The sequence below is a fragment of the Martinezella calliandrae genome (assembly GCF_030272695.1).
GTDB lineage: Bacteria > Pseudomonadota > Alphaproteobacteria > Rhizobiales > Rhizobiaceae > Rhizobium > Rhizobium calliandrae.
On sequence record NZ_JARFYN010000003.1, the window covers coordinates 39,500 to 53,543 of the forward strand.

Annotated in this window: 14 protein-coding genes; 9 read left to right on the top strand and 5 right to left on the bottom strand. The window is 59.9% G+C overall.

The window, feature by feature from the left end:
- Positions 1–105: 105 nt before the first annotated feature.
- The 3 genes from rpoN (at position 106) to ptsN (ending at position 3,039) form a co-directional block, all read left to right on the top strand.
- The gene (gene rpoN / locus PY650_RS03120) at positions 106–1,662 is read left to right on the top strand and encodes an RNA polymerase factor sigma-54 (protein ID WP_285877602.1); all 1,557 of its coding nucleotides are present in this window, start codon (positions 106–108) and stop codon (positions 1,660–1,662) included.
- A gap of 250 nt (positions 1,663–1,912) precedes the next feature.
- A complete protein-coding gene (gene hpf, locus PY650_RS03125) occupies positions 1,913–2,488 on the top strand; it encodes a ribosome hibernation-promoting factor, HPF/YfiA family (protein WP_285867978.1) in 576 nt (191 codons plus the stop codon).
- Positions 2,489–2,574: 86 nt separating this feature from the next.
- Complete coding sequence (ptsN, locus tag PY650_RS03130; RefSeq protein ID WP_285877603.1) at positions 2,575–3,039, top strand: PTS IIA-like nitrogen regulatory protein PtsN; 465 nt, start codon at positions 2,575–2,577, stop codon at positions 3,037–3,039.
- Positions 3,040–3,125: 86 nt separating this feature from the next.
- Here the strand turns inward: ptsN and grpE are convergent, their stop codons facing one another.
- Entirely contained in the window at positions 3,126–3,767 is a 642-nt protein-coding gene (gene grpE, locus PY650_RS03135) for a nucleotide exchange factor GrpE (protein ID WP_285877604.1), read from the bottom strand.
- Between the two features lie 221 nt (positions 3,768–3,988).
- Here grpE and PY650_RS03140 point away from each other — a divergent pair, with 221 nt between their 5' ends.
- Complete coding sequence (locus PY650_RS03140; protein ID WP_285877605.1) at positions 3,989–4,423, top strand: GFA family protein; 435 nt, start codon at positions 3,989–3,991, stop codon at positions 4,421–4,423.
- 46 nt (positions 4,424–4,469) lie between these two features.
- On the opposite strand, the gene hrcA is transcribed toward PY650_RS03140, so the two are convergent.
- Positions 4,470–5,558 carry a heat-inducible transcriptional repressor HrcA gene (gene hrcA, locus PY650_RS03145; RefSeq protein WP_285877606.1) on the bottom strand — a complete coding sequence of 363 codons (1,089 nt, stop codon included), beginning with the start codon at positions 5,556–5,558 and terminating at the stop codon, positions 4,470–4,472.
- 172 nt (positions 5,559–5,730) lie between these two features.
- Here hrcA and rph point away from each other — a divergent pair, with 172 nt between their 5' ends.
- The 4 genes from rph (at position 5,731) to hemW (ending at position 8,941) form a co-directional block, all read left to right on the top strand.
- A complete protein-coding gene (gene rph / locus PY650_RS03150; protein WP_285877607.1) occupies positions 5,731–6,447 on the top strand; it encodes a ribonuclease PH in 717 nt (238 codons plus the stop codon).
- A 208-nt stretch (positions 6,448–6,655) separates the two neighbouring features.
- Positions 6,656–7,072: a VOC family protein gene (locus PY650_RS03155; RefSeq protein ID WP_285877608.1), complete on the top strand. Its 417-nt coding sequence runs from the start codon at positions 6,656–6,658 to the stop codon at positions 7,070–7,072.
- Positions 7,073–7,083: 11 nt separating this feature from the next.
- Entirely contained in the window at positions 7,084–7,728 is a 645-nt protein-coding gene (gene rdgB / locus PY650_RS03160) for an RdgB/HAM1 family non-canonical purine NTP pyrophosphatase (RefSeq protein ID WP_285877609.1), read from the top strand.
- 19 nt (positions 7,729–7,747) lie between these two features.
- Entirely contained in the window at positions 7,748–8,941 is a 1,194-nt protein-coding gene (gene hemW / locus PY650_RS03165; protein ID WP_285877610.1) for a radical SAM family heme chaperone HemW, read from the top strand.
- Positions 8,942–9,028: 87 nt separating this feature from the next.
- Here hemW and PY650_RS03170 read toward each other — a convergent pair whose 3' ends face one another.
- Complete coding sequence (locus PY650_RS03170; RefSeq protein ID WP_285877611.1) at positions 9,029–9,955, bottom strand: DMT family transporter; 927 nt, start codon at positions 9,953–9,955, stop codon at positions 9,029–9,031.
- A gap of 156 nt (positions 9,956–10,111) precedes the next feature.
- On the opposite strand from PY650_RS03170, the gene gcvA reads away from it, so the two are divergent.
- The gene (gene gcvA, locus PY650_RS03175) at positions 10,112–10,996 is read left to right on the top strand and encodes a transcriptional regulator GcvA (RefSeq protein WP_285877612.1); all 885 of its coding nucleotides are present in this window, start codon (positions 10,112–10,114) and stop codon (positions 10,994–10,996) included.
- A gap of 17 nt (positions 10,997–11,013) precedes the next feature.
- On the opposite strand, the gene PY650_RS03180 is transcribed toward gcvA, so the two are convergent.
- Together PY650_RS03180 and dnaA are read right to left on the bottom strand one after the other, a co-directional pair.
- Entirely contained in the window at positions 11,014–12,096 is a 1,083-nt protein-coding gene (locus PY650_RS03180; RefSeq protein WP_285877613.1) for a saccharopine dehydrogenase family protein, read from the bottom strand.
- Positions 12,097–12,231: 135 nt separating this feature from the next.
- Positions 12,232–13,785 (bottom strand): chromosomal replication initiator protein DnaA, encoded by a 1,554-nt coding sequence (gene dnaA, locus PY650_RS03185; RefSeq protein WP_285877614.1) that lies wholly within the window; start codon positions 13,783–13,785, stop codon positions 12,232–12,234.
- Between the last annotated feature and the right edge of the window lie 259 nt (positions 13,786–14,044).

Here is a 14,044-nt window from a genome sequence, read left to right on the forward strand (position 1 = left end):
CAAACCCAATAAAAAAGCAATTTTTGGGCCAGTTGGAATTTCGCGGATATTTCTTGACGGAAAACGCGGATTCCCGAAGAGATCAAGGGGAGTCTCGCGTCCGCCATGGCATTATCGGCCAATCTTTTCCTGCGCCAAAGCCAAAGCCTGGTGATGACACCGCAACTGATGCAATCCATCCAGTTGCTGCAAATGACGCATTTTGAACTCACCCAATTCATCGCTCAGGAAGTCGAAAAAAATCCGTTGCTCGAATTTACGTCAAATGACGAGGATATGGGCAGCAATGGCGATCGCGAGGCGAAGGATGAAAGGTTCGACGCTTTGGAGGAGAGCAGCGACGATGGTTTCGACCGCAACAGCGGCGACCTGACAAGTGACTGGTACGAGAGCGGGAATACCGGTCATACCGATCGCTTGAGCGATGAACTCGATACCAATTTCAGCAATGTCTTTCCCGACGACGGCAGCCCGCAGCGCGCGGATGCGCCTGAACTGCTGAGCCAATGGAAATCCATGCCGGGCGGCGAAGCCGGTGAAAGCTACGATCTTGATGATTTCGTCGCCGGCCAGATTTCTCTGCGCGACCACTTGAACGAACAGATCCCCTTTTCCCTGCCGAACATGGCCGACAGGCTGATCGCTCAACATCTCGTCGACCAGCTCGACGACGCCGGCTATCTGCAGGCCGACTTGGGCGAAACCGCGGAGCGCCTCGGCACCACTCCTTCGGATGTCGAGCGCGTACTCGACGCACTGCAATTGCTCGACCCTCCCGGCATCTTTGCCCGTTCTCTTAGCGAGTGCCTTGCAATCCAGCTTCGACAAAAGGATCGTTTCGATCCGGCCATGGAGCGGCTGATCCAGAACCTCGAACTTCTCGCACGGCGCGATTTCGCGACCTTGAAGCGGCTCTGCGGCGTCGACGAGGAAGATCTGCTCGACATGATGGCGGAGATCCGCCAGTTGAATCCGAAACCCGGCAGCGGCTTCGAGACCGGCATGTCCGAGGCGATCATGCCCGATATCGTCGTGCGCCCCTCCTCCGACGGAGGATGGCTGGTGGAACTCAATCCCGATACGCTGCCACGCGTCCTGGTCAGCCAGTCCTATTTCGCCTCTGTCTCCAAGACCAGCCAGGATCACGCCTTCCTCGCGGAATGCCTGCAGAATGCCAACTGGCTGACGCGCAGCCTCGATCAGCGCGCCAAGACGATCATGAAGGTGGCGAGTGAGATCGTCCGCCAGCAAGATGCCTTTCTGATGTACGGCGTTGATCATCTGCGCCCGCTCAATCTGAAGACCGTGGCGGACGCCATCAAGATGCATGAGTCGACGGTCAGCCGCGTGACCTCGAACAAATACATGCTGACGCCGCGCGGCCTGTTCGAGCTCAAATATTTCTTCACCGTCTCGATCGGCTCCGTCGAGGGCGGCGACAGCCATTCAGCCGAGGCGGTACGCCACAAGATCCGCCTTCTGATCTCTAACGAGAGCCCCGATGCCGTGCTCTCCGACGACGATATCGTCGACACGTTAAAGAAAGGCGGCATCGAGTTGGCTCGCCGCACGGTTGCGAAATACCGCGAAGCGATGAATATCCCTTCCTCCGTACAGCGCCGCCGGGAGAAGCGAGCATTGGCAAAAGTCGCCAGCTATTAGCAATTGCCCACACTCTACCCTGACCTGCAAATCCCCTAACGGATCGTTAAGATATAGTTGACTTTCCAATGTGGCGGGGCTAGAAGCCCGCCGCAATCGATGCAGGACATCACTGCCATGAACTTATCCCCATCATCCCCAGGGCGCCTTAATAAACGCAATTTGTCTTTGACCGCGTGAAGTGCTTGGATGAGCTTGAGGCTTGGCGTAAACTGGTACGCGCAATAACCACGACAAGAAGGGAAACTCCATGAGTGTGCGTGTCTCCGGTAAACATATGGAAATTGGTGACTCCTTCCGCCAAAGGATTGAAGACCAGATCGGAACGGCCGTGACGAAATACTTCGACGGGGGGTATTCAGGCCAGGTGACGGTTCAGAAATCCAGTTCCCGCTTCGCAGCCGATTGCAAACTTCATCTCGACAGTGGCGTTGTCCTGCATGCCGCCGGAGAGGCGATGGATCCGCAATTGGCCTTTGATGCGGCGTCCGAGCGCATCGAAAAGCGCCTGCGCCGCTATAAACGCAAGCTCAAGGATCACCAGGCCGGCAACCACACGAACGGCCTCGCCGAAGTCTCCTATACCGTCATGGACGGCGTACCGGATGACGACGATGAGGTCCCTGCCGATTTCGCGCCGGCGATCGTCGCTGAAAGCACGAAACAGCTAAAGACGATGTCGGTCGCGACCGCCGTGATGGCGCTCGACATGACCGACGAGCCGCTGCTGCTTTTCCGCAGCCCTGGCAAAGAACATTTGAACATCGTTTACCGTCGTCAGGACGGCAACATTGGCTGGATCGATGCAGCCAATATCAAAGGCTGAGAAAAGAAGATGAGCGGCGGCCCAACACAACCAACCGGCCGCCGCTCCTCCGTCATCGGATCTCGGCGACACGAAGGATAAAGAGAATGGCATTGGCAGATTTGCTGCACCAAGATGCGATCATCCCCGCCTTGAGGGCAAATTCCAAAAAACAACTGCTTCAGGAGCTGGCAGCCAAAGCCTCCAAATTGACCGGACTGCCCGAGCGCGAGATTTTCGACGTCGTGTTGCAGCGCGAACGCCTCGGCTCCACCGGAGTTGGCAACGGCATCGCCATTCCGCACGGCAAGCTCACCAGTATCAAATCCATCGTCGGTATATTCGCACGCCTGGAAGTGCCAGTTGATTTCGAGGCGCTGGACGACCAGCCGGTCGATCTGGTCTTCCTGCTGCTTGCTCCCGAGGGCGCCGGCGCCGACCATTTGAAGGCGCTGTCGCGCATTGCCCGCGTGTTGCGCGACCAGGATCTTGTCGCCAAGCTTCGTGCCACGGAATCCGCCTCGGCAATCTATGCCTTCCTCAACGAAGAGCAGGCGTCCAACGCCGCCTGACGGATCGACCTGGATCTGAACTTGGATAAAACAAGAGCCGGATGACGAGGTCATCCGGCTCTTGTTTTTTATGCACTGCTTGGGGCTTAGGCGTCTTTTTCGTCGAACGGGCTGTTGGCGCCCGGCTCTGAAATCTCGGCCACCTTCGGGCCGCCCTTGGCAACACCAACCATGGCGGGACGTAGAACGCGCTCGCCGATGACGAAGCCCGCCTGCACCACCTGCACGACCGTATTGTTCGGCACTTCGGTGTTCGGAACCTCGAACATTGCCTGATGGAAGTTGGGATCGAACTTCTGGCCGACGGGCTCGAGCTGGCGGACACCATGGCGCTCCAGCGCCGACAGCATAGAACGCTCGGTCATCTCCACGCCTTCGATCAGTGTCTTCAGGCCGGCATCGGCCTCGGCGCGGGCTTCTGCGGGAATGGCTTCCAGCGTGCGGCGCAGATTGTCCGACACGGCGAGCATGTCGCGAGCGAAGCTGGCGACGGAATAGGACTTGGCGTCCTTGACGTCCCGCTCTGTGCGACGGCGCAAATTGTCCATCTCGGCGGCAAGGCGCAGATAGCGGTCGCGGAGGTCGCTATTTTCGGCCTTAAGCAGCTCGATCGGATCCGGCTGCAAGGGCTGTGCCGTTTCCACGGTTTCAGCATCCTCTTGCGCAAAGCCCGCGGCATTGTCAGTCGCCGTGGCGTCAGGTCCGGTCTTCGTTGTTTCGTCGGTCATGACGGTCTCCGAATTGCTTTGTCTTTTGAATGTGCCCGATATCGAGGTTTGGCCGGAAAAAATCAAGGCTTTGTCGCGAAGAACCGGCGATTCCCGGCAATCCCTTCGCATTTGCGCGAATACCAATCGGGTGAGGGCGCCTCCCCCGTTGGGGCTTCTACTATCGAAAAGCCTTTATCGGTATAGTCGGCGCCTTTTCAACACGGTGTGAGGTATGATCCATGTCCAGCAACAAGTCCTATTCAGGCAAATGTTTCTGCGGCGCGGTGGAGATCGCGGTCAATGGCGAGCCGGCCGCGATGGGCTACTGCCATTGCGACTCCTGTCGGGAATGGTCGGCAGGGCCGATCAACGCCTTCTCGCTTTGGCCACCCGAAGCCGTTCGCGTGACCAAGGGTGCCGAACACATCCGCAGCTATCAAAAAAGCGAAAAGAGCGTGCGCAAATGGTGCGAGATTTGCGGTGGCCATCTGTTGACCGAGCATCCCTTATGGGCTGTGACCGACGTTTACGCCGCCATCATCCCGACCCTCGACTTTCAGCCGATGCTTCATGTCAACTACGGGAACACCGTGCTGCACATGACGGACGGCCTGCCGAAGCAAAAGGACATGCCGGCGGAGATGGGCGGATCGGGAGTCCTGCTTCCCGACTAAGGATCTCCGCGTATCTAAAGCATGCAAGGGCTCCAGCCGCTTTTCGTTAGATCCCGGTGCGTGACAGCCTGGAAATCAGTTGGGCGGTATAGTCCACCATCGGCACGATGCGTGCGTAGTTCAGCCTTGTCGGGCCGATGACGCCGACCGCGCCGATGATCCGGTCATCGTCGTCACGATAAGGCGCTACGATTAGCGAGGAGCCGGAGAGCGAAAAGAGCTTGTTTTCCGAGCCGATGAAGATGCGCACTCCCGGCCCGCTTTCGGCCAGGTTCAGGATCTCGATCAGGCTATCCTTCTTTTCCAGATCATCGAACAAGAGGCGCAACCGATCCAGATCCTCAGCACCTTCTACTTCGGCCAGCAGATTGGCGCGGCCGCGTACGATGAGCTGCGTCGGTTTGCCTTCATCTCCATCGCCCGACCAGACGGCGATCCCGCGTTCGACGAGCACGTGAGACAGTGCATCCAGTTCCTGGCGAACGCTCTCCTTCAGGGTTTGCAGCTGGCGGCGCAGCTCGGGCAGGGTCTGGCCCGTCATGTGGGCGTTGAGAAAATTCGCCGCTTCGGTGAGCTGCGAAGAGGTGACGCCGGCTGGCAATTCGATGATGCGGTTTTCCACTTGGTCGTGGTCGCCGACAAGTACGGCCAGCGCCTTGGTCGGCTCCAGCCGGATGAATTCGACGTGCTTCAGTATCGGATCGCTTTTCGAGGTGATCACCAGTCCAGCCCCGCGCGAAATTCCGGAGAGCATGCGGCTCGCCTCGGTCATGACCGATTCGATCGGCTGATCGCGGTTGCTGCCGCGTACCTGACGGTCGATGGTGGCGCGGTCTTCTGCCGACAGGTCGCCGACTTGCATGAAGGCATCCACGAAGAACCTCAGGCCGACCTGCGTCGGCAGGCGGCCGGCACTGATATGCGGAGAATAGATCAGGCCGAGCTCTTCCAGGTCGCTCATGACATTGCGCACGGAGGCCGGCGACAGGGACATAGGCAACAGGCGCGAGAGATTGCGCGAACCGAGCGGTTCGCCATTCTCAAGGTAACTTTCGACGATACGGCGGAAAATTTCCTTCGAGCGTTCGTCCAGCGCGGCAATGGCATCCGAAACCGACGATGTCGTGAACCCCATTTCGCTGTCAAACCCGTTCTGTTGAGCCTTAGTCAAAATATAATCATTCAGTTAGCAATGGCAAAAGGGAAAAATGCCAACGCTGCCCCAACGCGGCCCTCCATCCTGCTTTTCCTTTGCAAAAGCCGCCGCTGGATCGTAGAAGCGGTCAATAAACGTTCAGGAGAGTAGAATGCGGCCTTCAGGCAGAAAAACCGATCAGATGCGCAAGGTGTCATTCGCGCGCAATTTTTCCAAGCATGCAGAAGGCTCGTGCCTGGTCAAGTTCGGCGACACGCATGTGCTCTGCACCGCGAGCCTGGAAGAAAAGACGCCGCCATGGCTGCGCAATAGCGGTAAGGGCTGGATCACGGCCGAATACGGCATGCTGCCGCGCGCCACCGGCGAGCGCATGAAGCGCGAAGCCGCCGCCGGTAAGCAGGGTGGCCGCACGCAAGAGATCCAGCGCCTCATCGGCCGCTCGCTGCGCGCCGTCGTCGACCTGCAGGCCCTCGGCGAACGCCAGATCACTGTCGACTGTGACGTCATCCAGGCCGATGGCGGCACCCGTACGGCCTCGATCACCGGCGGCTGGATCGCGCTTTACGATTGCCTGAAGTGGATGGAAAACCGCAACATGATCAAGACGGACCGCGTCCTGAAGGATCATATCGCCGCCATTTCCTGTGGCATCTTCGCGGGCCAACCGGTGATCGACCTCGACTATCTCGAGGACTCGTCGGCTGAGACCGACGCAAACTTCGTCATGACCGGGGTCGGCGGCATCGTCGAAATCCAGGGCACTGCCGAAGGCACTCCCTTCAGCGAAGAGGAATTTGCGACCCTGATGCATCTTGCCAGGAACGGCATTGCCGAACTGGTGGAGCTGCAGAAGCAGGCGATTGCCTGAGGATATCGGCAGATGCACATCGTGCGGCTTACCCCTCATCCGGCCCCTGAGTTTATCGAAGAGCGGCCACCTTATTCCGTCTCGACAGGGAGAAGGGCAAGAGGCACCTGCCGCCGTTTCTCCGCTACAGGAAATCGGAGGACGATCGAGATTGCGGTCGCCGCTCTGCGCGCCTGCGGGCAGAGGGCTAGGGTAAGGGGCTAACCCGATGAGCAGTGTGACAATCGAAAGCGTTCTAGAAACCGCGCTCTATGCCGATGACCTCGATGCGGCCGAAGCCTTCTATCAGGGCATTCTCGGCCTGGAGAAGATCACGCGTGCCGGCAACCGCCATGTCTTTTATCGCTGCGGGCCGGCTGTGCTTTTGATCTTCAATAGTCATGAGACGGTGAAGCCGCCGGAATTGAGTTCCTTGCCGGTGCCGCCGCATGGCACGAAAGGCCACGGTCACGTCTGCTTCCGGGTCGGCGGCAACGCAATCGAAGCGATGGCTCAGAAACTGCGGGCCGCCGGCGTCGCCATCGAGGCCGATTTTCACTGGCCGAACGGCGGCCGCTCGATCTATTTCCGCGATCCGGCCGGCAATAGCCTGGAATGCGCCGAACCCCGCATCTGGGGCCTATGACAGGACAGGATATGCGTAAACTAGATACCAAGACCATCGTCGTCGCCAGCCACAATGCCGGCAAGATCCGTGAAATTCAGGACCTGATCGGCCCACTTGGCTTTACCGCAAAGTCGGCCGCCGATCTCAATTTCATCGAGCCGGACGAGACCGGCATTACCTTCGAGGAAAACGCGACCATCAAGGCACTGGCCTCGGCTATTGCTTCCGGCCTGCCGGCATTGTCCGACGATTCCGGCCTGGTGGTGGACGCGCTTGGCGGCGATCCCGGCGTCTATACCGCCAACTGGGCGGAAACACTTGACGGCACCCGCGATTTCTCCATGGCGATGCAGAAGGTCGAGACGGCTCTGGAAAAGATCGGAGCCACATCGCCGGAAAGCCGCACGGCGCGCTTCGTCAGCGTGCTTTGCCTTGCCTGGCCGGACGGGCACACCGAACTTTTCCGCGGCGAAGTTGAGGGCCATGTCGTCTGGCCGCCCCGCGGCACGCAGGGCTTCGGCTACGATCCGGTGTTCCAGCCTGAGGGCTACGACGCAACCTTCGGCGAGATGAGCGCCGAACAGAAGCACGGCTGGAAGCCCGGTGAGCCGCAGGCACTGTCGCACCGGGCCCGCGCCTTCAAGATCTTTGTCGAAACCTGCCTGGAGGCGTAAGCTCAAACTCGTGGACATCATGGATTCGCAAAACCTGACGCGTGAGGGACTGCTGTTGCCCGATACCGGTGAACCCGGTTTCGGCGTCTATGTGCATTGGCCCTTCTGCGCGGCCAAATGCCCCTATTGCGATTTCAACAGCCATGTCCGCCACCAACCGGTCGACCAGGAGCGTTTCGCCGCCGCCTTCCTTAAGGAAATGGCGTCGATGCGGGCAATCAGCGGCCCGAAGACGGTGACAAGCATATTCCTCGGCGGCGGCACGCCCTCGCTGATGAAGCCGGAAACAGTCGCCGCGGTCCTCGACGGCATTTCCAGGTATTGGAATGTGCCAGATGGTATCGAGATCACCATGGAGGCCAACCCCTCCAGCGTCGAAGCAGAGCGGTTCCGCGGATATCGCAGCGCTGGCGTCAACCGCGTGTCGATGGGCGTGCAAGCGCTGAACAATCGCGATCTCAAATTCCTGGGACGTCTTCATGACGTCGCCGAAGCGTTGAAGGCGATCAAACTGGCGCGCGAGATCTTCCCGCGCATGTCCTTCGACCTCATCTATGCCCGCCCAAATCAGACTGTCGAGGAATGGGAGCGCGAGCTGAAGGAGGCGATCGCCTATGCCGTCGATCACCTCTCGCTTTATCAGCTCACCATCGAGGAAGGCACGCCTTTCTATGGCCTGCACAAGGCGGGCAAGCTGATCGTGCCGGATGGCGACCAGTCGGCGCTGCTCTATGAGGCGACACAGGAGATCACCGACCGCGAAGGCATACCGGCCTACGAGGTCTCCAATCATGCCCGCCCGGGCGCGGAGAGCCGCCACAATCTCACCTATTGGCGCTATGGCGACTATGCCGGCATTGGCCCCGGCGCCCACGGCCGCCTGACCCACGGCCCGAAGAAACTGGCGACCTCCACCGAGCGGAAGCCGGAAAACTGGCTGGAGTTGGTCGAGCGCAACGGCCACGGCATGGTCGAGCAGGAGATGCTCGGCTTCGAAGAGCAGGCCGACGAGTTGCTGCTGATGGGCCTGCGCCTGAAAGAAGGTATCGATCTCGTGCGTTGGCAACAGCTCTCTGGCAGGGAGCCGGATCCGAAGCGTGAGCAGCTTCTGCTGGAGCACGGTTTCATCGAACGCCTCGGCAATTCCCGCCTGCGCTGCACGCCTGCGGGCATGCTGATCCTTGATTCCGTGGTTGCGGATCTGGCGTACTGATCACCTCCCTTTGAGGGGCATTGTCGCAAAGTGGCTGAGGGGGTGACCTCACCACAATTCGCTCGAGCAAAGATCACCCCGCCCACACTACGTGCCGACCCTCCCCCTCAAGGGGAGGAGAGTCAGTAGCCGTCCATCGATCGCCGCAAGACCGACCGCGATCATCGCCATGCCGATAAAGTGCTTCGGCTGCAATTGTTCGCGGAGGATCAGCGCGCCGAGCAGGATGGCGCTGACAGGGATGAGGAAGGTGACCAGCATCAGGTTGGTGGCACCTGCCGTCGCCAGGATGCGGAAGAATAGGACATAGGCCACTGCGGTCGAGAGGATCGCAAGGCCGGCCAGTGCCATCCAAGTTTCCAGCGAAGGCATGCTGAGCGTCCAGGGATGGTCCACGAAAAGGGCAACCGGCAGCAGCAAGATGGTGGAAGCCGTTACCTGCCCGGCCGCGGGGATGATGGGTGCGAGACCCATGCGACGGAAGCGGCGCCCATAAATGCCAGCGAGCGAATAGGAGAAGGCGGCGCCCAGCACAGCAAGCTGCGCCAGCACGTTCGAGCCGAGGCTGCTTAGGACCGACGGGCCGATCATCAGTGCGACACCGGCAAAACCGACGGCAACGCCGATTAGGCGATTGCCGGTCATTTTCTCGTCCGTCGTCACGAAATGCGCCACCACGACGGCGAAAAGCGGGGTCGTCGCATTGAGAATGGAGGCCAGGCCGCTGGCGATATGCGTCTGGCCCCACACGATCAGCAAGAAGGGAACGGCATTGTTGAGGACACCCATCCCAAAAAAGGCGGCCCAGGTCTGACCGTCGCGCGGCATCGCCTGCCCGGTCATCCGGACGATGGCATGCAATGCTATTGCCGCCAAGGCGACGCGCGCGGCGACGATGGTGAAGAGCGGCAGCTCGTGTACCAGGATGCCGTTGAACAGAAACGAGCCGCCCCAGAGGATCGACAATCCGAACAGCATGCCCCATTCCGCCGCGCCCATTGATTTCTGCGCCATGGCGATATCTCCTGTTTTTCAAGCTATTAGCGTGGCTCGATCGCTGAGAGGATCCACTTTCTTGTCAACCACCGAGATTGATGGAATAATCTCGCGATTGTAAGGCTCTTTCAAACGAGTCTTTTACGCCCAATCGTTTAGCTGAACTCAATCGTTATGGATCAATTGCCTTCCCTTTTGGCGCTGCGCGCCTTCGAAGCCTCCGCACGGCATCTGAGCATGACGACCGCCGCCAGAGAGCTGCATGTGACGCCCGGCGCGGTCAGCCTGCAGGTGCGCGATCTTGAGACCACGCTCGGTGTGCGGCTTTTCGACCGCCGTGCGCGCGGTCTCACCTTGACGGCTGACGGCGCGGATTATTTCGCGACGCTGCGCACCGCCTTCCGACTGGTGCGAGAGGCGACGGCCGCACTGACGATGCGGGCGCGGGACACGGTTCTCACCGTCACCTGCACCGCCGGCTTCGCCACGCATTGGCTGGTGCCGCGGCTGATGCGTTTCGAACAGGCGTATCCCGAGATCGATCTGCGGATCAGCGCCTCCCACAGGATGATGGATTTTCAGCGCGATGGTATCGACATCGCCATTCGCCATGGGCTCGGCGGCTATGAGGGACTATCGAGCGAACGGTTGCTCGATGACGAATATGTTCCGGTCTGCACGCGTGAGGTCGCCGCCACTCTCGGTCCCTCACCCACGGCAGACGCGCTGGCCGGCCTGATCCTGATTCATGATGTCTACCGGCGCGACTGGCAACTCTGGCTGGAGGCGGCGGGCGCCACAAAGGTCGACGCCACGCGAGGACCGATCTTCACTGACGGCACCGGCGCTTATCATGCCATGAAGGCGGGACTCGGCATGGCGCTGATGCGGCGCTCCTTCATCGAAAAGGAATTGGCTGACGGCACGATTGTCGCGCCCTTCCCGTTGGGGCTTGCCAGCGCGCTGGCCTATCATCTTGTCTATCCGCCGACCGCTCTGGAGCGACCGGCCGTGGCCGCCTTCCGTGCCTGGCTGCTTTCAGAGGTCCCGCATGCTTAGCCCCATAGGGGAACGCATCATCCGTGATGGGTAATGCCGCCCTTGAACAGGCTGCCAGTCCGCGTCTCCAGAAATGTGTCGAGCGGGATATGCTCCTGGTGCAAGAAGCCGGTCGAAAGCAAGCGACCGGCGCGTACAAGCTCGATAACGGCGACAACCGAAGCCGAAGTGGTCCAGGAAATTGCGGTGCGGCTCTCGCCGGCAATGTCGATCGGATAATAGGCTCGTACGAATTCCCGCCGGCGCATGTTGCCGTTGATCGTACCTTCAGCCGAGACATGGACATAGACGACGTCGTCATCGACCGGCGGTTTCGCGTCGGTAAGGATCTCTCCGGCGAGCTGACGGCGGTCGCGCATCAGCAGTTCATGGAAGAAAAAATTCATCAATTCCATATGGCCGGGATAGCGCATCGTTTTGTAATCGAGGTTTTCCACCCGGCTGAGCATGGTGCTGCACATGGTTCCGAGACCGCCCGAGGTGGTGAAGGCTTCAAGCTTAACGCCGTTCACATAAAGCGTCTCGTGCCATTCCATTGGCGAGACCAGCTTGCGCACACCGCCCTCGATGACTTCGCAGTCGTTCAGATATTCGTTGACTACACCTTCCGGCGACCAGTTGAACGCATAACCCAACAGCCCGGTCGGATTCTGCGGCAATGCACCGACGCGCATGCGGATCGAGCGGCAGCGATCGAAGACGTCGGCAAGGCTCGCACCGACAATACCGACGAAACCGGGCGCCAGGCCGCATTGAGGCGCCATCAGGCCACGGGCGCTCCTTGCAAGGTCGATAATGCCGTTCGTGGTCGGCACATCCTCGGTCAAGTCGAAGTAATGAATGCCGGCGCCATGGGCCAGGCGCGCCAGTTCGGCATTCAGATGAAACGGCAGGCAGGAGAGTACGGCGTCAACACGGGAAAAGAGATTGGCGATCAATGCCGGATCGCAGACATTGCCCGCCTCGCAGGCGAAAGGCAGTGCCTCCGCAGGCAAACGGGCATCGACACCAATGACGGCAAAATCGCTTTCATGCAGCAATGTGGCGGCGAGCCGCCCGACCTTGCCGAGGCCGAGTACGGCAATCCTGTCAAAACCCATAGGCATCCTCTCCGTTCGGTGCCCGGCCTCCTCAGACCGGTATCCGATTCTGTATTTCAGACACCTATAGAATAAAAACCGCATAAATGAAAACGGCCGACAATGAAGCCGGCCGTGGATAAAATGCGGATACGATTATTCGTTGATCAGACGCTTCAAGAGCTCGATTTCATGCGACAGCTTGCTGTCGCCGGCGATCAGCTCCTCGATCTTGCGCACCGCATGCAGGACCGTCGTGTGGTCACGACCACCGAAGCGGCGGCCGATCTCCGGGAAGGAGCGCGGCGTCAGCGTCTTCGACAGGTACATGGCGATCTGGCGCGGCTTGACGATGACGCGGGTGCGGCGGTTGGAGACCAGTTCCTGGCGCGAGACATTGTAATGGCGTGCCACGATACGTTGGATGTCCTCGATGCGCACACGGCGCGGTTCGCCCGAGCCGACTAGATGGGCAAGCAGCTCGTCGACGCGCTCAACCGTCAGGTTGGGCTCGAAAGAGCGGCGGAAGATTAGTTGATTGAAAGCGCCCTCGAGCTCGCGGCCGCTTGCCGTCACATTGCGAGCGACATGCGAGAGCAGTTCGGTCGGAATGTCCAGCGACGGATCATCCTGACGGGCGGCATCCAGACGACGCTTGAGGATTTCGAGACGCATTTCGTAGTCCGGAGCCTCGACTTCGATGGCAACACCGCCCTGAAGACGCGAGCGCACGCGCGGATCCAGCGATTCCAGCTCCCAGGGCGCGCGGTCGGCCGCGACGACGACCTGCTTAGCGCTGTCGAGCAGCATGTTGAGCAGGTGGCAGAATTCGTGCTGGATCATCTTGCCCTGCAGGAACTGCATGTCGTCGATGATCAGAAGATCGATATTGCGCAGCGAGTCCTTCAAGGTCAGCGCATCATTGTCACGAATGGCGGTGGCGAAGCGCCACATGAAATATTCCGCCGTCAGATAGACGACGCGCAGCGCACGCGGGTTCTGCACGGCGGCATTGGCGATGGCCTGCAAGAGGTGCGTTTTGCCCAGCCCGACCGTGGCGTGGACGAAGAGCGGATTGAACCGGACGGCGCCGGAGCCGGCTTCGGCAATGGTCTTGGCGGCGGCGAGGCCGACGCGGTTCGAGCTGCCTTCCACGAAGGTATCGAAAGTGAAGCGAGAATCGAGCGGCGAGCCGAACAGCGGCGCGCCCGTGGCCGCCGGTCGAGCGGCAACCGCCGCACTGACCGTTTGAGCAACGACCTGACCAGCCGGCTGGGCGACAGGGCGTCGGATTGGCGCCACCGAAGCCGCGTCAGGAACGGCCACCTGCTCATCCGCACAGGGCTTCGCACCCGGCCGGGTCGCCGTGCGTACCAGAATTTCAACCTTCAGGATTTCAGCATCTTCTGCCTGGAACAGGCTGGTGATCAGATCGAGATAACGGTTGTTGATCCAGGATTTCAGAAAGGTCGTCGGAACAGTCAGACGAACGACGCTCTTCGATACCGAATGCAGCTTAAGCCGTGCAAACCAGCTGGCATATACATCCGGACCGACCTGGGCCTTCAAGCGCGCGCTAACACGCTCGAACAACACGTTATGCTTCATGTCTCCCTTTTCCCCCGCCGCTTCAAGGCAAACCGTACTGAACGCCTGCTGTGCATGGTCCCCATTTTCAAATGCACCCGTCGTTCTCGTAATCATCTGCATAATGCCGCCTTCCACAGTCTCTTTTTATAGGACGGAAATTAGATATTACCGCCGCCCTTAGGTCTACGCCATGGCATAACGGTCGCGCTCGTTGCTGGGAGCTCGCCGCATACCGGTTCATCAGCCTGGTCCCGCCAAATGGACCTTATGCGAAACACCTGTGCGAAAACTGCTCATCGAGCGGCTTTCGCCTCGGCGCCTGCATCTGGAGCAGTCGCTCGGTCCTCGTACTCCGACCGACTGCCCCAAACGGCTGTCA